The organism is Paenibacillus sp. (assembly GCF_031177825.1).
In the GTDB taxonomy this organism is placed as follows: domain Bacteria; phylum Bacillota; class Bacilli; order Paenibacillales; family YIM-B00363; genus Paenibacillus_AE.
The window spans coordinates 277,283-294,970 of record NZ_JAPSKE010000006.1 but is presented as its reverse complement, the minus strand read 5'-3'; the positions used below and the strand labels follow the sequence as shown (position 1 = coordinate 294,970).

At 64.9% G+C, this 17,688-nt stretch carries 16 protein-coding genes; 1 reads left to right on the top strand and 15 read right to left on the bottom strand.

Annotated features, from left to right (window positions below; translation table 11 throughout):
• Positions 1-5 precede the first annotated feature (5 nt).
• The 15 genes from RIN49_RS10045 to RIN49_RS09975 form a co-directional block, all read right to left on the bottom strand.
• Complete coding sequence (locus RIN49_RS10045; RefSeq protein WP_309120038.1) at positions 6-635, bottom strand: CIS tube protein; 630 nt, start codon at positions 633-635, stop codon at positions 6-8.
• 71 nt (positions 636-706) lie between these two features.
• Entirely contained in the window at positions 707-4,084 is a 3,378-nt protein-coding gene (locus RIN49_RS10040) for a hypothetical protein (RefSeq protein WP_309120037.1), read from the bottom strand.
• A 53-nt stretch (positions 4,085-4,137) separates the two neighbouring features.
• A complete protein-coding gene (locus RIN49_RS10035; protein ID WP_309120036.1) occupies positions 4,138-4,584 on the bottom strand; it encodes a phage tail protein in 447 nt (148 codons plus the stop codon).
• A 9-nt stretch (positions 4,585-4,593) separates the two neighbouring features.
• Positions 4,594-4,788, bottom strand: coding sequence for a DUF6760 family protein (locus RIN49_RS10030; protein ID WP_138191634.1), 195 nt, complete (start codon positions 4,786-4,788; stop codon positions 4,594-4,596).
• A gap of 2 nt (positions 4,789-4,790) precedes the next feature.
• The gene (locus RIN49_RS10025; RefSeq protein ID WP_138191636.1) at positions 4,791-5,168 is read right to left on the bottom strand and encodes a phage tail assembly protein; all 378 of its coding nucleotides are present in this window, start codon (positions 5,166-5,168) and stop codon (positions 4,791-4,793) included.
• Between the two features lie 165 nt (positions 5,169-5,333).
• Complete coding sequence (locus RIN49_RS10020) at positions 5,334-5,771, bottom strand: phage tail protein (RefSeq protein WP_138191638.1); 438 nt, start codon at positions 5,769-5,771, stop codon at positions 5,334-5,336.
• A 48-nt stretch (positions 5,772-5,819) separates the two neighbouring features.
• On the bottom strand, positions 5,820-7,475 hold the full coding sequence (locus tag RIN49_RS10015) for a phage tail sheath family protein (protein WP_309120035.1): 1,656 nt from the start codon (positions 7,473-7,475) through the stop codon (positions 5,820-5,822).
• 192 nt (positions 7,476-7,667) lie between these two features.
• Positions 7,668-8,204: a Pvc16 family protein gene (locus RIN49_RS10010; RefSeq protein WP_309120034.1), complete on the bottom strand. Its 537-nt coding sequence runs from the start codon at positions 8,202-8,204 to the stop codon at positions 7,668-7,670.
• 48 nt (positions 8,205-8,252) lie between these two features.
• Positions 8,253-10,418 carry an AAA family ATPase gene (locus tag RIN49_RS10005; protein WP_309120033.1) on the bottom strand — a complete coding sequence of 722 codons (2,166 nt, stop codon included), beginning with the start codon at positions 10,416-10,418 and terminating at the stop codon, positions 8,253-8,255.
• On the bottom strand, positions 10,415-11,071 hold the full coding sequence (locus RIN49_RS10000; RefSeq protein ID WP_309120032.1) for an eCIS core domain-containing protein: 657 nt from the start codon (positions 11,069-11,071) through the stop codon (positions 10,415-10,417). Before RIN49_RS10000 ends, RIN49_RS10005 begins: the two co-directional genes overlap by 4 nt.
• Before the next feature lie 96 nt (positions 11,072-11,167).
• A complete protein-coding gene (locus tag RIN49_RS09995) occupies positions 11,168-12,523 on the bottom strand; it encodes a PP2C family protein-serine/threonine phosphatase (protein WP_309120031.1) in 1,356 nt (451 codons plus the stop codon).
• A complete protein-coding gene (locus RIN49_RS09990; protein ID WP_309120030.1) occupies positions 12,520-12,861 on the bottom strand; it encodes an STAS domain-containing protein in 342 nt (113 codons plus the stop codon). The genes RIN49_RS09995 and RIN49_RS09990 overlap by 4 nt, the downstream gene beginning before the upstream one ends.
• Positions 12,845-13,306 (bottom strand): ATP-binding protein, encoded by a 462-nt coding sequence (locus RIN49_RS09985; RefSeq protein WP_309120029.1) that lies wholly within the window; start codon positions 13,304-13,306, stop codon positions 12,845-12,847. The genes RIN49_RS09990 and RIN49_RS09985 overlap by 17 nt, the downstream gene beginning before the upstream one ends.
• A gap of 12 nt (positions 13,307-13,318) precedes the next feature.
• Positions 13,319-16,348 (bottom strand): MFS transporter, encoded by a 3,030-nt coding sequence (locus RIN49_RS09980; protein ID WP_309120028.1) that lies wholly within the window; start codon positions 16,346-16,348, stop codon positions 13,319-13,321.
• A gap of 416 nt (positions 16,349-16,764) precedes the next feature.
• Positions 16,765-17,091, bottom strand: coding sequence for a hypothetical protein (locus tag RIN49_RS09975; RefSeq protein WP_309120027.1), 327 nt, complete (start codon positions 17,089-17,091; stop codon positions 16,765-16,767).
• Positions 17,092-17,224: 133 nt separating this feature from the next.
• Here RIN49_RS09975 and RIN49_RS09970 point away from each other — a divergent pair, with 133 nt between their 5' ends.
• Positions 17,225-17,626, top strand: coding sequence for a (deoxy)nucleoside triphosphate pyrophosphohydrolase (locus tag RIN49_RS09970; protein WP_309120026.1), 402 nt, complete (start codon positions 17,225-17,227; stop codon positions 17,624-17,626).
• Positions 17,627-17,688 lie beyond the last annotated feature (62 nt).

Below are 17,688 nucleotides of genomic sequence, written 5' to 3'. Positions count from 1 at the left end.
TCGTCTTAGTGCAGCCGCGGAATTTTCAGCACGGAGCCCGGCTCGAGCCGCGTCGGGTCGTCGATCCGATTCGCCTTCGCGATTTCGCGCCACAGCCCCGGATTTTCGTATTCCTCGGCGGCGATGCGCCACAGCTGGTCGCCTTGCTTCACCGTCTTCTGCTTCGTCCGGTCGGCCGACTGCCGCGGGATGTTTTGGTATTGCTCCTTGACGCTCGCGACCGCCTTGAACGTGACGCCGAGCGTCGCGCGCACCGGGATGCCGGAGTCGAGGAACATCGTATATTTTTGCGTAACCTGCTCGAGGACGCCCTTGAACTGGAGCGAGCCCCAGACGAACTTGCAAAGCGGCGGGGCGTGAAGGTCCTTGTCCACGTCGAGCAGCTTCGCGACCTTCTGCGTGTGGGCGCGGACGTCGGTGCCCTTTTCGTAGGTATCGAAAAAGAGATCCATCGTCAGCGTCGGCACCGCGCCGCTGATGAAGTACGCGATCGGCTGCGACAAGCCCGGCACCGTGTCCCAGCTGAATTCGTTGCTCGTCTCGATCGAATATTCGGTCGGATTGAACAGCACGTCGATCTTCTCCGTGGCGTTGTTGCCTCGCGTGACCATGATGGCCGCTTTCTGCAGCGCCATGCGCGCACCTCCCCTTATCGGGCTATCGTTCGTATCCGCCCCGTGCGACGACCTCGCACCCTCCGGCGCGTTTACAAGCCCCGGCGCTGGGAGTCGAAGCGGATTCGCTTGCTAAGCTCCTTGTAGAGCTGATCCGACAGCCGATTCATATCGAGCTTCGGCTTCGCCCATAGCTCTTTCGCCTTTTGCAGCTCCGCTTCGACCGATTTGACGGCGGTTTGCAGCGTCTGCACGACCGGGTCTTGCGTCGGCCGTTCGCGGCCGCCGTTCTTCGCGGCGACGTCGAGGCGGATGTCGCGGACGTACCGCTGCGCCGGGGCGACCGTCGATTCGGTCACCGCGTGCCCGATCGTCGCGCCGGATCGAACCGTCGCGATGCCGCGGCGCGCCGCGAAAGACGGCGGCGACGCGCGGTGCACGAGCGCGGCGCGGTGCGCAACCGCGCGTTGTGCAGGCGCTTCGCCGACGGCGCGGTGCGCAACCGCGCGTTGTGCAGGCGCTTCGCCGACGGCGCGGTGCGTCTGCGCCGATGGCGCCAGCGGCGCGCTTGCGCGGGCGGCGGCGGACGCCGACGGCGCTAGACGCGCAGGCGCCGACGCGCGGACCGCGGCGGCGCGGTGCGTCTGCGGCGCGCGCTGCATCGGCGATAAGCGCGAAGCCGCGGCGGCCGCTTGGAACGGGCCGCCGCCGAACAGCGTCGCGCGTCGCGCCGAGCGATGCAGCATCGGCGAACGTCCTGCGGTCGCAGCACTCGGCGATCGCTCGATCCCCCGCCCGGCCGCAATAGGTCCGCTCGCGCTTGCCGCTGGCGCATGCGGCGCCGTCTCCGCCATCGACGTCGCGTCCGCGTTCCGGCGCCGCGCTTCCGCAGCGACGCGTTCCGGCTCGCGTCGGCTCCACGTCGCGCGTACCGTCTGCAGCGCGGGTCTCGCCGACGCGCGGGAGCCGCCATCCGATGCAGCCGCCGAGCCGACGAAGGTCATCGGGGTGCTTCGCCCCTTGACCTGGGCGGCGCGTTCCGCGAAGCGGACCGTCAACCGTTCCGTGTAACGATCCCGGAACCGCTGCGTAATCCGGTCCGCGAACCTTCGAACGTCCATCGTCGTTCGAGCGCTCGTCGGGGCAACGCTTGCCGGAGACGGCCGCTCCCGGCCTCCCGTCATCGGCGGCGTCTTAGCCGCCTTCCGCACCGTCGTCGCTCCTCGCGGCGTCGGCGGTTGCCGCTGCGCCGGCGATGGCGTCGACTTAGCGAGAACGGCGCGAGCCGCCCCCATACCGCCTCTCACGAGAACGATCGGTCGGCGCTGTACCATACCGACCGGCGCCGGCGTCCCGGCAACGCGAACTGCCGTCTCGCCCCCGTGCCTTGCGGCGGGAACCTGTTCCGAGCTACGCGCTTCCGCCGCCCTTCCGGCATAGGGATCACGCGTTGCCGGAGTCCAGCCGCGACGCTCGACGACGGTCATGAGGCGTGCGATGAGCGCGACCGGCTTCGGACCGCTCCCTCGAACTGCTTGAAGCGCTGTAGCCAGCGCTGTCGCCGTAACCGGTACCAATGCCGCAAGCGGCTTCCCTTCAGCGACCCGGCGCTGCAGCGGCGCAACCGCGGCCGCGCGGGCAGATGCGCTCGCAGCGGGCCGCCGCGCCTCGCGAGCGGCGATCGCTTCCGGCGACCGCGTGCCCGTCGTACGGGCGCTGACGACGAGGGCGGCGAGCCGCCCCGCCCGGAGCGGAACCATCGACGGCGCCGAAGCTCGTTCGCCGGCGACGCTCGCCGAACGAGCGGGGGCTCGATCCGCTTGCCGTTGCGTAACGCCGGGCGGCACTGCTGCCCCGCCGTTCTCCCCCGGCGGCGATCCCGATCGAATGTCTCCGCCCGAAGGCGTCGCCGACCCGATCGCCTTCGGCCGGCCGGCGGCTCGTTCGATTAAGCGGCGAACGACCGTAATCGTCCGCTCCGAAGCCGACGAATGCGAGACGAGACGCGTCATATGCCGAATGACTACTTGCAGCGAGCTTCGTTCGAAGCTTCGTGCGGAAGATCCGTCGTCCTCCGGCCCTCTCCGCTCCACCCGATATACCGGACGAAGCGGCGAAACGCCGGCGGACGTCACGGTAACGATCGGCGGAACGACGACGGCCGGAGCGACCTCATCGTTCGGTCCCCGCGGCGCGGCCGGTTTGGAAGACGAAACGACTTCATGGGCTTTCGCCGGTGCGGATGCTTCCGTACGCCGAACCGCCCGCCGGAGAGGAAGCGCACCTGCGCTCGTCCTCCGCATCGCCGCGATCGGCATGGACATCGGCGCTTGCGAAGCGGCATCCGCTCGAGGCGCTTCGGCACTCGCTCGGTTCGATCCGGTCGCCGTCGGTTTCGCCGGGAACGGCGAAACCCGCAGCCGCATCGCCGCCTCGCCGCCCTGCGCTTTCGCATGCACCAACCGCAGCAGCGCGGCCGGCACCGGCTCTCGACGGATGACGTCGTTCACGCGGGCGACGACCGATTCGTCTCCCGTCGTCTCGTCCGCAGGCTTTCGCCTCGCGACGCTCGACCGACTGTCCGCGACGACGCCTTCGACGACCTCGCGAGCAGCCCTCGCCTCGCCGCCGCCCACGCCCCCGCCTCGACTCGCATCCCGCGCCGGGGCGTCCTGAACGGTCCTGCGGCCGCTCGGTCCTACCAGCCCGCGAGCGGCGACCGACGTCAGCCGGCCCGGCGCGGACAGCGCCGTCCGCTGCAACGTCTCGATGCGCCGAAGCGACGTCGTCGTCACCCGGAACGTCTCCCAGATCCGCCTTACCTCGGTCACCGACCGCGTCGAGGCGCCTAATATCGATTCAAAGCGCAACGTACCGGATGCGGCTATCGCCGGCGTCGAAGCGGCCGTCTTCGCGGCGGACGCGCCGCCGCGCCCCTCGGGAGTCGCTCCGGCGGGGCGCACCCCTTCACGGCGCGACGCGCCCGTCGGCTTCGGCGGAAGCACCGTCGCGAACACGCGCGCGTACAGCTGCAGCAGCGGCCGCACATTGCGAATATGCATGTCGACGTGCATACTGCGCGAGGCCGGTCGCATCGCTCCCGTCGCGCCGTCGCGATGCACGATCGCCGTCCGTCCCTTCGGCGCGCCGATCGCCCAGCCGTACTTGCCGAGCAGCTTCCCCGCGAACGCCGCGTCGGACAGCCGCACGGACCGCAGCGACCCGCCATCCTTCGCGGCGAGCTCGGCCGCGGCGGCCGCCTTCGGCTTCCGCGCGCGCTTCTTGCCGAGCGTCTCCGCCTGCGTGATCGAGGGCTTCGCAGCCGCCGCCGCCGCTTTCCTCTTCGGCTTCGCCTCCCCCTCGTCGGCGCTCGCGGCCTTGCGTTTCCGCTTCGGCTTCGGTTCGGCGGCCGGCGGCGGGGACGTATTCGGTTCCGATTTCGTACGTTTGCTTCGTTTCTCGTCGTCCACCCGAACCCTCCGTTCTACCGCCCCGTTCGCACAACCGCGCGCCCCTCGGCAAACTACACCGCCTTCAAGCCGTTATGCGCGAGCTCGATCGACTCGACCGCCACCGCGCTGTTCGACGCATGGAGCTCCGGTCCCGTCCACTTGTACGGGAACGCTTCGTAGAAATTCCAACGCCGCAGCTCCACGTCTTTCTCGTTGTACAAAATGACCGACCCGCTCTTGCGCGTGATCGTGCCGCCGACGACGTTCGAATACCACGTCCACAGCTCGTTCGTCACCGTCACGCCGCGCTTCAAGACGAGCGGCTGCGTCTTGGTCTGTTTCGGCAGCTTGTGCATGTAGTGGTTGACTCCGCCTTCCGCGATTTCCTCCAGCTCGGTCTCCACGGACAAGCCGCTCACTTCGGAGAAGCCGGCGACCAGCATCCCGTCGAGCTCCACCATGAATCGGTGCGAGCCGAACACTTGCGGCCGGTCGTCGGCCGTATTCGTTCGGGCCATGCGTTACGTTCACCTCTTCTTAAACACGTCGAAAGGATTGTTTTTCTCCGAACCGTCGTCGTTCATCTTCCGATTGATGCGGGAAATTTCCTCGCACCAACGGCGACGTTCCTTATGCTCCATATTCATAATTTCGTCGTGGGTCCAATGGAAGTAGTACGCGATGAATCCGGTCTCTTCGTACAGCCGGTCTTCCGGATACAACGTTACGCCCCTTCCGCTTCGGACAAAAAAGAGATGTCCACCTCGTGCTCATGCTCGCACTTCGGGCACATCGCCCGAACGGTCAGCTTTTCCGTTTCGTTGATTTCGCGGTAGAAGTTTTGCAAGAACGCAAGGTCCGCCGTAAACAGCTTCTCGATCGTCTTCGTGTCGATGGCGCGAAGATCGCCGAGCTTCGTAATGACGCGAGCCAGCAGGATGATGGTCAGATAGCCGGGATTTTGCTGCACCCGCTGGTCGCGCATCGGCAAAATTTCGTCCGCCGCGGTCGCGAGCCGCATCGTGCCTCTTCGATGCAAGTTTCCGTTCTCGTCAACATATCCCCTAGGCAGCTCGAATTCGTATTCCGTCTTGAATGCCATGTTGTCTGCTTCCTCCTTGGGCGGTTAAGTTTCTTGGAACACGGAAGCCTGTTTTCCGAGGAAATCCATGCTCTCGTGATCCAAGAAAAATGCATTCTCGTTTCGTAAAACGAGCAAGAGACGGAGGCCAGCCGCAAGCCTCCCCCGTCTCCGCCCGAACGATCCTTACTGCGTGCGCGTCATGCCTTCGTGCGCCAGCTCGAGCAGCTCGATCGCCACTTCGGAAGCCGTCGCGTTGAAGTCCGGCGCCGTATACTTCGCCGGCCACGCTTCGATCACTTGCCACGTCGCCACGTCTTCGCCCTCTTCGCTGACGGCGATGATCGTGACCGTCTTGCGTTCGATGACGCCTTCCACGATGCACTCTTGAATCCACTCGTACAGATCCATGGAATCCGTCGCGCCCCACTTCAGGGAGATGTTGCCGTACTTCGCGAGACCCGGCAGCTTCCGAGGCGTGATGACGTCCGTGCCTTCGCGGTACTCGACGACGTCGAGTGACGCGTCGAAGCCGGACACCTCGCTGAAACCTGCTTGTTCAATGCCTTCTATTTCCACACGAAATCGAAACTTGCGATACGGATCGTTACGTTCGCCCGCCATGTGCTCTTCTTCCTCTCCTTAAAAAATAGCTGAATCGATACGCGTAAATTATTGCTCGTTCGTCTTCTGCGTAATGCGGAAAATGACGAATTCGGCCGGCTTCACCGGCGCGACGCCGATCACGCAAACGAGTCGCCCGTTGTCGATGTCGTCCTGCGTCATCGTGTTGCGGCTGATGTCGATGTAGAACGCCTCGCCCGGGCTCGAGCCCATGAGCGCGCCGCCGCGCCATACGCGCGTCAGGAATGCGTCGATCGTCCGGTGCACGCGCGCCCACAGACGCTCGTCGTTCGGTTCGAAGACGACCCAATTCGTTCCCGCTTTGATCGATTCTTCCAGGAAGATGAACAAACGGCGGATGTTGATGTATTTCCAGAGCGCGTTGGACGACGTCGTGCGCGCGCCCCACACCCGAATGCCTTGGCCCGAGAAGCTGCGGATCAGGTTGACGCCCTTCGGGTTCAAGATGTCTTGCTCGCCCTTGTTGTACTGCACCTCGAGGCCCGTGCAGCCGCGAATGACTTCGTTCGCCGGCGCCTTCTCGACGCCGCGCGTGCTGTCGCTGCGCGCATAGACGCCTGCGATCGAGCCGGACGGCGGGATGAAGATGTTCCGCTTCTCGAGCGGGTCGAACACCTGAAGCCATGGATTGTACATCGCTGCATAACTCGAGTCGAAAATGTCGCGGTGCGTCAGCACGTCCGGCACCTTCGTCTTCTCGCGCGGAATGTCGAGAATCGCGAAGCGAGAGCCGAGGTTTTCGCAGTGCGCCACGAGCGCGAGCTGCACCGCCGGCTCCGTCACGCCCGGAACGGCCATAAGGCTGACTTGGTCGTTATCGATGAACGCTTGGATGCCCGTTCGCTTGCCCGGTCCGTTGTCCTCGCCCATGAAGTCCGCCGCGCTTAAAGCGCCCGCGGAACCGTCCGAGCCGCCGGACAGCGAGATCGTCGATGCGCCGAGCGTTTCGAGCGGATGCACCGCCGCGTCGCTCGGAGCCGCGGTTACCGCTACAAGATTCGAGCGGGCCGCCGCCTTGTCCACGTAGTTCGCCGCAGCGATGTTTAGGGATACCTTCTCGAATTGCTCGACCTCGTCGCCGTACGCGACGGTGAGCGTAAACTCGCACGTCGAGAGCACCTTCGCCGGGAGAAGGCCGCCGTCGACGACGTCGCCTTCGAGCGCCGCTTCCAGCTCGATGACGTTATCGCGGGAGGAGACGACCTTGCCGTACTGCTTCTCGCCGGCCGCTTCGAACGCGACCACGTCGCCCGCGTTGAAGCCGGCGCCGTTCTTGACGCGATATTTCGCGTCGCCGACGACTTCGTAAATTTGCGTCTTCGCCTTGCTGGAAGGCTCGAGAACCGCTTGCACCGCGTTGCCCCACGCGCCCGGATTGCGGGCGGTCAGCGTGAGCGAACCCGCGGAGCCGCTCGCCGGCTTCGCGTCGTTCGGCGCCACCCGCATTATGTAAGCGCGGGATCCCCCGTTGACGAAGTAATGCTCTACAGCATAAGCCAGGAACCGATAGGAGCCGAATTGATTTTCGGAAAGATAAGAGCCGAAGTTGCGTTTGAAATCGTTCATGCTCGTCACGAGCGTCGGGAGGCCCTCCGCAGGACCTCGCTGCGCAAGGCCGATGAAGCCTGCCGTGCTCGTGCTGACGCCGGCGAGCGGCTGCCCGCCGCTATCGAATTCCTCCACATACACGCCTGGTGATAAATACTCCGCCATGTTTTCCCGGTATTCGGATGTACGCCGTGCGCGTAAGTACAACCGTAACCGGTTCCTCCTTCCGGGGATGTTTATTAGCAAGATCGGCCGGACGCGCTTCGTGATGCGAAGCGGCGGCCGATCGGTGCATCGGGGGCAAGGTCGGCGCCGCCGAGTCCGCGGTCAGCCTTTGTCCTGGAGCTTGATCCTGCGCTCCGTCACGCGAGAGACGGATCTCGTCCGGGTCGAATCGACGAACACCGGACCGACGGCGTAGCTCAGAGACAGCTTATATGGCGAGTCGGGGAAGAAGTTGATCACCGTCTCGAGCGGTACGTCTTGCTTCGCGATCTTGATCGTCTGGCCGGATCCCGCGAGGGAGCCGACGAGCTGGCCGCCCTTGAGCGCGGCGTTGTCGTACAACGTCTGAATCGTCTTGCCGAGAATGCGATGCTCGTCGATGCCGCGGGACAAGATGTCCGACGCGGAATGCGCCGTCACCAAATAGAAGAGATCGAGCGCGATCGGCGGGAAGCGCAGCTCGCCGCCGCCCCCGTCGATATAGTCGCTGCTGCGGTAGTCGGTGTTCTCCTTGATTCCGTACAGAAACAACGACAGGTTCAGATCCCCTCGATCGGCCGGATGCGCGAGGCCGACGCCGTCGGGATGAGCGATCAGATCGGGAACGAGCGCCTCGCGGAGCAGTCCCACAATGGACATGCCCACGTCGGCGATGACCGTATATTCCGCGATGTTCTCCAGCCTCCCTTAACAATCGGCGTACGCGCCGAGTCGATCCTTCAGCAACACTTTGCCGGTTTTCTTGTACTCTTGCTTGACCGCTTCGATCATGTGCTTCATCCCGATCGGGACGCCGTCCTCCGCCGCCAGGAACGCGGCCGTCAGGACGACGTTCTTGATCGGGCCGCCGGCGAGGTCGAACGCGCGGGACAAGTATTCGAAGTCGATATCGTGCACGACAGGCGACTCTTTCGGGAACGTCGAGCGCCACAGTTGCTCCCGCTGCGCGGGGTCCGGGAACGGATATCGTACGATGAACTGGATGCGGCGGGTGAACGCCTCGTCCAGGTTCTGGGAGAAGTTCGTCGCCAAAATCGTCAATCCGTCGTACTCCTCCATCTTCTGGAGCAAAAACGACGTCTCCATGTTCGCGTACTTGTCGTGCGCGTCCTTCACCTCGGAGCGCTTCCCGAACAGCGCGTCCGCTTCGTCGAAAAACAAAATCGCGCCGGATAACTGCGCTTCGTCGAAAATATCGCTTAAGTTTTTTTCGGTTTCGCCTATGTATTTACTGACCATGCGGGACAGGTCGATTCGATACAGCTCCGCGTCCATCTCCCGCGCCATGACCATCGCCGACATCGTCTTCCCGGTGCCCGGCGGACCGGTGAACAGCATGGAGATGCCCTTGCCGTACGCGAACTTCCGCTCGAAGCCCCACTCGTCGAACACGACGTGACGGTACGACAGCCGGTTGCACGCCTGGCGCAGCAGCGACTTCGTATCGTCCGGCAGGATTAAATCTTCCCAAGCGAACTTCGGCTCGAGCTTGACCGCTTTCTCGCCGAGCCGGTGTCGGACCTGCATGTATCCGGCGCGGTGGAGCGCTTTCGAATCGAGCGGCGCTTCGGCAAGGCCGCCCCCCCGCTCCCACTCGAGCAGCCGCTCCGCCGTCCGCACCGTCCGCTCGATGCGGCCGGTCGTGAAGCGGAACTTCGCGGAGAGCGCCGACGCCTCCGCATCGGACAACGCGAACGCGCCGCCCGCGGCCGCCTTCCATAGTTGTCGGCGCGCCGCCGGGTCCGGCAGCCGCAGCGGGACGTCGATCCACGCGGCGCCTTCGAGCGGTCTCTCGGGCATCCACGGTTTCTCCGACAGGAGGAATGCGGGGCCCTCGAGGCCGCGCAGCCGGTCCGCGAGCCACTCGAGCCGCCGGTCGCCCGCGAGCGCATGCAGCCGGTCGAAGGCCGGGACGGCCCCGATCAGCAGTGCCTCCCGCATGACCAGCTCCAACGCTTCTCGGAAGGGTTCTTCCTCGGCGGGCGCGGTCGACGCATCCCACTCGAGCAGCCCGCAACGAATCGAAGCGGCGGCGAGGCGGGCTTGCAGCGTCTTGCCGCAGCCCGTCGGGCCGTGCAGCAGGTAGACGACGGGGGACGAAGGCGAAGCCGCGATATGCGCTTGCAGCTTCTCGCCGACGTCTTGGTCGATTGTCAAAGAGGGAGGAATCTCGGCCGCGTCGTATCGCCGCATGCCGGCCATCGGGCCCGCATACGTCCAATGCAAACCGAGCGCGTAAGCGACGATCCGTTCGTCCGCGCGGATCGGCCGGGACAACGCGGATCGAGCCGCGCCGCCGTCCGGCTGCTCCTTGCGCAAGAGAGAGGAGAAAGGGGAATATGGGAGTAGTCGCGGGAGGGCATCCCTTCGTTCGCTCTCGGACCGGCAGCAGAGGCGCAGCAATAGATCGACGGTCGCGAATTTGCTGGTCATGTCGTCTTGCAGGTACGCGTAAAGCTTCTCGTACTTTCGGTCGAGGTCCGGGGCCATCGTCGCGACGAGGCAGCGAACGTCCCGATCCGTCAACCGGAACGCGTCCCGCAGCCGGAGCAGCGGCAGCGGATACCCTTGTTGGATCGTAGATGAGACGCGGGAAGCGATATAACCGTCCCATGCGTCGAGTTCTTGTTGTCGTTCATGGTCTATCGCCGCGAACCGGCCATCGTCCTGAAGCAGCTGCTTCGCTTCCGACTCGGTGACGACGAGCCCGCGGAACGGGTCCAAGGCCGGGTCGTCCGCCGGCGCGGTCATCGACTGCAGGCCGGCATCGATCCATACGTCGAGCCGCCGCAATTCGTCCGTGATGTGCTCCCAAGGGTGTTCGTATGGCCGAAGCGCGGTCGTTGCGTTCATCTGCCGGCAGCCGCCTTCGCCCCGAGCCGGTCGGCTTCAGCTTCGAGCGACTTCTCGTCGTTGAGCGGCACCCCGGCCACTTCGGCGGTCGGCTGCACGCGTCCCTCGCGCTGCTGCACGACGTGGGCGAGCTCGTGTCCAAGCAGCTCTTGCCCGGACTTTGTGTCCGGCCGATACTGCCCCGGGGCGAAATGAATGTCGCTCCCTTGCGTATACGCGAGGGCGCCGACCTCGGACGCTTCGCCGCCGACGTGAATGTTCACGCCTTCGAAGCTCGCGCCGAACGAAGCTTCCATCTTCTGCAGCACCGGCTCCGGAATGCCATTCGACTTGCGCTGGATCGCCTTCGAAGAGTCGCGCTTCATCTGGAGCTCTTCCTCCTCCAGCTCGGGGCCTTCCGATTCGCGCTGGATCGCCCGCGAAGGATCGCGCTTCATCTGTAGCTCTTCCTCCTCCGGCGACGCCGCGCGTTGGACCGGCATCGACGGGTCGCGCTTCATCTGCGCGATCCATCGATGCATTCCCCGGTTGCCGAGTCCTTGCTGCAACCCCGCGATCGAAGCGATAGCGCTTCCACCGGTCGTTCCGAGGCTCTTCTTCGGTCGGCTCGAAGACGCCTTCTCAAGCCTTGCGCTCTTCTCGTGGAACGGCATTTCCTCACCCCCTTGGGTTGATCGTAGCACGAAGATATTCCCATTGTTACACACGGTTTCTCACGCGCGCAACAGTTTTTTTATGAGATGAATTACCTAGATTTTTCCGTATTTTACTGCCATTACAGCGATGTCGTCGGAGGGGGGCAACCCTTCGGAAAACGACTGTACGCGCGCCACGAGCGCGTCGGCCGCCTCCCTCGGCGAGAGCCCGCCGCAGCTCGACAACGCCTCGATCAGCCCGTTCGTCCCGAACCATTCGCCGGCGGGACTTTCCGCCTCCGTGATGCCGTCCGTATACAGAACGAGCGACTGTCCCGGCGACAGCACGATCTCCCGATCCTCGTATTCGGTATCCTCGAACACGCCCACCGGCAAATGCTTCGACGTCTCGAGCGGCGTCGCCGCGCCGTCCTCCCCGAGCAAGTACGGGGTGCAATGCCCCGCGTCGCAGTACCGGAGCCGCCCGGTGCGAGCGTCGAGCACGGCCAAGAACATCGTCGCGAACATCGTGGAGTCTTCGTCGCTGACCTCGCGGTTAATGTCCGCGACGATCGCGGCCGGCGAATCGTACGCCTTCGCCTTCGCCTGGATCCAGATCATAAGACCGGACATAAACAACGCCGCGGGCATCCCCTTGTCCGACACGTCCCCGAGGCAAAGAAGCAGCCGTTCCTCCCCCAGTTCGATGAAGTGATACAGATCGCCGCCGACTTCCCTGGCCGGCTGCAGACGCGCCGCCAGCTCCACCCGCGCGATCGACGCCGCGTCGCCGGGGAGGAAGCTGCGCTGGATGTCCTGCGCGATCTTCAGCTCGCTCTCCATCCGCTCCTTCGCGGCGGTCGTCTCCCGCAGCGTCTCCATCGACTTGACGAGCGCTTCGTACAACAGCATGTTCTCGAGCGCGACCGCCGCCGGAGAGGCGATCAGCTCCAGCAGCCGGAGGTCGCTCCTGCGGAACGTGCCGTTCCGCTTCTTGTTGATGACCTGCAGCACGCCCAGCGTCTCGCCGTTCGAAACGATCGGCGCGCAGAGCATGTTTCGGGTCGGCATGCCGACCCGGTTCGACACCCGGTTCGACCAGCGGGGGTCCTTCGCCGCGTTCGGAATGAGCACGGATTCGCCCGTCTGCGCGACCCAGCCGGCGATGCCTTCGCCCATGCGCAGCCGAATTTCGCGCACCTCGTCGCCCTTCTCCCCCGTAGCGACCTCGAAGAACAGCTCCTGCCGCTCCTTATCGAGGAGAATGATCGAGGAGCCTTCCGCCCGAAGCGTCTTCTCCGCCGTTTCCATAATGATGCGAAGCAACTCCTTGCGCTTGATCGTCGAGCCCACCCGCAGGCTGACGCGGAACAGCGTGCGCATCCGCCGCCGCTCTACGGCCGCGTGCGCCGCGTAGGCGACGGCCGCGGCTAACGCGATCGACAGCGCGGCGATCCCCGCCCCGATCACGGCGCAGAGACGAACGCCGCGGCTTCGCTCCGCGTCGCGAACAACGCGAAGATTTTATGGAAGCCGGAAATCTCGAAGACTTCTCTGACGTTCTCGTTTAAGCCGAACAGCGCGAGCTTGCCGCCGACGCCCCTTGTCTTCTTCGCCGCGAGCAGCATGACGCGCAATCCCGCGCTGCTGACGTAATCGAGTCCTTCCAGATCGAAGACGAAGCGGCTTTCGCCGGCGGCGAGCTCCGCAAGGAACGCCTCCTCCACCGCTTGCACCGTCGTGCCGTCCAGCCGTCCGGCGAGCGCGATCGAAAGCGCCTCGCCGTCTTTTTCAACCGTGATGTTCATCTTGGCCTTCCCTCCGTGTGCCGAGCTTCTTGGTCAACGCCAGCCGATTGCGTCCGCCGATGCGTTCGTACTCGCAAGCGTCCATGATTTTCTTCATAAAATGAATGCCGAGACCTCCGACCTCCCGCTCGTCCACCGATAAGTCCACGTCCGGCTCGGGGTGCGTCAGCGGATCGAACGGCGGCGCTCGGTCGACGAACGCGAGCCGCAGCGAATCCGCCGTCCGCTCGATCGTCAACTCGATCGCCGCTTCCCCGGCGTCGGGGGGCGCGCCGCCGTAGCCGTGCGCGATCACGTTCGTCACCCACTCGTCGCAGACGAGCTGCACCGCGTACGACAGTTTCTCGTCAATCCCGCCTCGTTCGCAGAACGCGGCGACGGCCTCGCCCATCCGACCGAGCTCTTGAAGCGAGGCGGCCAACTCCATATGCAGGCGATCCTCCACCGTCAACCCTCCTTACCCGAGCTTCAACACGAGCTGCTCGAGCGTGCGGATGCGATGGCCCGCCGCCCGCAGCAAGCCGACGCCGATGTCCGGGTACAGCCTGACGAGCTTCGACATCTCTCCGCCTTCGATCTCCAGCACCCGCACCGGCTCGAACAACGCTTGCGCGGAGACGAGCGACGGCCGGTCGTCGAACAATGCCCCTTCGCCGAACGACTGCTTCGGTCCGAAGACGCCGACCGTGCCTTCCTTGCCCGCGGCGTCGCGCCCGCTCAGCTCCACGTGCCCTTCGACGATGACGATCAAGGAGACGCTCGGCTCCCCTTGCTTCACCAGAAACTCGCCGTCCTCGTACGTCTTCTCGTTCGCGATGCCGGCGACGCGGCCGAGCTCTTCGAGCGAGATGTTTTCGAAGAGCGGCACTTGCTTCAGAAACACCATTTTATCGAGGGCGCTTAAATACTCCCATCGGCTCATGAACGCCGCCTCCCCTTCCTCCGCCTTCGCCTTCACGGCGATCGCCTGCAGCCAAGCGTCGGTCACGACCGGCGGAGCGCCGGACGATTCTCCCGGCTCCGCGGCGACCCGCATCGTCTGGTCGTATCGGTAGAACGCCAGCAGCGCCGCCGACAGGCGCGCGTCGCCGAGGCCTTCGGACAAAATCTCCATCCCGTTGTCCCGCACCTCTTCCTCGGGATCCTCGATCGCCTTGCGGATTTGCGGCACCGCTCGCTCGTCGCCGAAGCGGACCATCACGCTCCACACCGCGTCCAGCGCGACGCTGCGGATTTCGTCCGTCCGCATCGCCGCGAGGCTCGTCCACTCCTCGCTGCCGAGCTCGGCGATCATGGCGCCGTACCGGCGCACCTCGCGCAGCTCCGCGAGCCGCTCCACGCAGGACGGCACCAGCAGGTGCCGGACCTCCTTGTCGCCGCGGCCGAGGCTCAGCACCGACACCGCCGTCTGCCACACGTTCCAGTGCGGCGACTGCAGCGCCTTGGCAAGGACGGGCACCGCCGCGTCGCCGATGTTCGCGAGCGCATCGGCGACGGCGGCGCGCGTCTCGGTGTCCGCGCCGATCATCGCCTCGATCAGCTCGCGGGCCGCCTCCTCCCCGCCGAGCTTGCCGAGCGTCCGCACCGCCGCCGTCTTGACCGACGGGCGCGGATCGCCGAGACGCATGAGGACGTCGTAGAAAAATTCCCGCAGCCGGCGCTCGCCGATGACGCTCATGGCGGATACGGCCGATTCGCCGCCTTCGTCCAGCATGCGCCGCAGGTCGGCCGCTGCGCGCTCGTCCGTCTCGGCGGCCGCCCCGACCTCGATCGTCGCGAGCAGCGCCTCGGCGAGCACCGCGGGGCTCGCGTCGCCGCGCGCCATGCGCACCCAATCGCGCTTCTCGCCGGCGGGCGCGTTCGTCGTCAGCAGCGTCCGGAACGCAACCGCGCGCACCTCCGCGTCCGAGTCGCGGAGAAACTGCAGCCGCCGGTCGGGCGAGAGCGACAGCCAGCCGCTCGGGTGGACCGCCTTCAAGGCGGCGACCCGAACGCGCGGCGAAGACGTCTCGGCGCACCGCAGCAGTTCCTCCGTACGCGCGGGATCGGGGTTGTGCCGCAGCAGCTCGATGGCGACCTCGCGCACGGCTTCGTTCGGGTGATGCAGATGGTCGGTAAGCGACTTCGCGAGCCGGCCGGCGCTGAGCGAGCCGAGCAGCTCGGTCAGCGCGTCGCGCGCGAACGCGACGCCGACCTCGAGACTTCGGACGAGCTCCTTCACGTAGAGGCCGCGCGCCGCCCAAGACATGCCGAGCAGCAAGACGGACAGCCCCGCGCCGAGCGCCGCCTGGCCGAGCATGCCGACGCCGCCCTCGGAATGGAGCATCGATAAGCCCGAACCGATCAGGATGCCCGCGGAGGCCGCGATCGACTGGGCCATGAAGCGGATGCCGTCGCGCTTGTGCAGCGGCAGCATCTTGAAGAACAGCTGATGGCTCGGCTCCGCGAAATAATAAAGGAGAAGATACGTCAAGCTGTACCCGATCGACACCGCCGGGAGCGCGAGAGTCGAATCGACGAACGCGACGACGATCGCGAAGCCGAGCAGGAAGATCGCGGAGATGGCGATGAGCATATTGCTGGCGCCGAGCTTATCCATAAGCTTGCTGGAGACGAGCTGGAGCAAGAACGCCGCGCAGAACAAAAGGATGACCATTAAGCCGTAGAAAGATGTCAGCTCGTGCTCGTCGGCGAACACCGCTTGCGCGGACGTAAAGTATTGGTACTCCATAAGGAAATAGAGGGCGGGCATCAACGTCATAATGCCGATGGCGGTCAGCAGGAACGGGGAACGCAGCGTGTCCCGGACGTAAGAGAAGGCGGAGGGCGCCGCCTCGTTCGACTCGTCCGCGGCAGCCTCCTTGATCGTGAGCGGCACCAAGTACCGCTTCAGCGACTTGCGAAAGTTGACGAAGCCGAGCGCGAGCACGACCGGACCGAGGAAGTAAACCGCCTCGGCGCCGAGCGACGGCGCGAGGACGCGAGACAGCACGCCCGCGGCGACGCCGCCGAGGATGGCCATGGAGACGAAGACGGGCATGACCCGCTTCGCTTGCTGCGTCGGGCATAGGTCGAACGCGGTACTCCACATGAGGAGCGTCTGCTGACGCACGACGAAGTTGGAGGTGATGAACAGGAACGGGTAGAACGCGAGCCATTCCGCGCCGGTCGCGCGCATGCCGATCAGCAAGGCGCCGTTCGCGAAGCACAGCGCGATGAAGGACGCGTACATCAACGTCATGAAGCGCGGCTTGGACATGCGCTGGGACACCCAGGCGAGCGCCCAGCCTTCCAGCGGGAGCAGGAACGCTTCGACGATATACATGACAGGAAGATATTGCGTGCCGAACCGGCCGTTGAACAAAGCCATGAACGACGTATAATTTAACAGCTCGGCGACGCCGGCGAGGAAAAACACGCTCCCCATCAGCCACACCTTGCGCCGATCCTCCGGGCGAAGACCAAGCATCTTATCGAGAACTTCCAATGGTAAGCTCCACCTTGTCCTAGTCGTAAATGGCTATCGCGCTTTTCGAAAGAACCTAAGTAGAGTGTATTCTTCGCCAGGTGCGGGAAGTCCTGCCCGGAGAGCAACTTTTCGTCTAACGGTGTCGAACGGACGCGCTCGCTCGGCCGAAAGAAGCAGTTCCGCAAGCGCCGAAGCGGCTCGTCTCATTTGGCGTACAATCCGCGGGTCGTTCCGCGTCGAACGTCTCTTTCGTTTAGAAAATGAAACGACCGGCTCTCCTCCGTCCATCGCCATGCGTCGTTCGTCCCGCGGCGGACGGCCGACTCCGTCGGCTTCAGGAACGACTGATAAAAAAACCGAACGGGAATGCGATCCGTTCCTGTCGATCATGTTTGCGCCCTCCGCCGGAAAAAAATCATACCGATTCGACGCCGCTAGAGGACGGACCAAGCGGTCGTCGCCGCGACGACGGCGAAGGACGTCAGGCAGACGGCCAGATGCGACGCGGCCTTGCGGCGGTCGTCCCGCCGATGGCGTACGTACGACGCGAACAGGAAGACGCACAACGCCAGCGTGACGGCGTTGGCGCCCCATCCGAGCCAAGCCGTCCACCCGAACGCCCCGCCTTGCGCGTGGTGGGCGTGCGCGTGCAGGCCGGTCGCGCCGGCGGCGACGATCATCGCGGCCGCGTGCGCCGCGTGGAACAAGACCGACGCGGCGGCGGACAGAAGCGCGGGCCAGATCGCGATGCGACCTTGCATGGGGCCACCTCCCGAGATTCGTTTTCGATCGGCTATCGATACAATGTATGGCGCCTCGAGCGCGGTAATGCCCGAATTTCGGGAGATCGGCGCGGGACATGGTACAATAAGTCGAGTAAGGGGGATGGATTCGATGAAATCCGTTGAAGTCGTAGGAGCGGTCATTCGCGACGCGCGGGGCGACGTCTTGTGCGCGCTCCGCTCCGACCGCATGTCGATGTCGGGGCTGTGGGAATTTCCCGGCGGCAAGATCGAACCGGGCGAAGCGCCCGAAGACGCGTTGATCCGGGAAATTCGGGAGGAGCTCGGCGTCGAGGTCGAGGTCGGCGCGCTCATTGCCGACCATACGCATCAATACGAGACGGTCGTCGTGCGGCTGATCACGTACTTCGCCGCGATCGCGCGGGGCGACGTTCTGGTTGCGAAGGAACACGAACGGCTCGAGTGGCGCAGCGTCGAGGAGCTATCCTCGCTTACCTGGGCGCCGGCGGACGTGCCGACGGTGGAAGCGCTGCGGCGAGGGACGGGCGGCTGACGATTTCCCTTGTCAAACCGGGCCGCCTCCGTCATACTGTAGCTAATTCGTATAATATTTAC

What these genes read in the sequence shown, in the direction of transcription:
- RIN49_RS10000 (WP_309120032.1), bottom strand. Translation starts at nt 11,071, where the DNA reads ATGCCGTTCCACGAGAAGAGCGCAAGGCTTGAGAAGGCGTCTTCGAGC.
- RIN49_RS09990 (WP_309120030.1), bottom strand. Translation starts at nt 12,861, where the DNA reads ATGAACATCACGGTTGAAAAAGACGGCGAGGCGCTTTCGATCGCGCTC.
- RIN49_RS10035 (WP_309120036.1), bottom strand. Translation starts at nt 4,584, where the DNA reads ATGGCCCGAACGAATACGGCCGACGACCGGCCGCAAGTGTTCGGCTCG.
- RIN49_RS09970 (WP_309120026.1), top strand. Translation starts at nt 17,225, where the DNA reads ATGAAATCCGTTGAAGTCGTAGGAGCGGTCATTCGCGACGCGCGGGGC.
- RIN49_RS10005 (WP_309120033.1), bottom strand. Translation starts at nt 10,418, where the DNA reads ATGAACGCAACGACCGCGCTTCGGCCATACGAACACCCTTGGGAGCAC.
- RIN49_RS10045 (WP_309120038.1), bottom strand. Translation starts at nt 635, where the DNA reads ATGGCGCTGCAGAAAGCGGCCATCATGGTCACGCGAGGCAACAACGCC.
- RIN49_RS10025 (WP_138191636.1), bottom strand. Translation starts at nt 5,168, where the DNA reads ATGGCATTCAAGACGGAATACGAATTCGAGCTGCCTAGGGGATATGTT.
- RIN49_RS10010 (WP_309120034.1), bottom strand. Translation starts at nt 8,204, where the DNA reads ATGTCCATTGTGGGACTGCTCCGCGAGGCGCTCGTTCCCGATCTGATC.
- RIN49_RS10020 (WP_138191638.1), bottom strand. Translation starts at nt 5,771, where the DNA reads ATGGCGGGCGAACGTAACGATCCGTATCGCAAGTTTCGATTTCGTGTG.
- RIN49_RS09975 (WP_309120027.1), bottom strand. Translation starts at nt 17,091, where the DNA reads ATGCAAGGTCGCATCGCGATCTGGCCCGCGCTTCTGTCCGCCGCCGCG.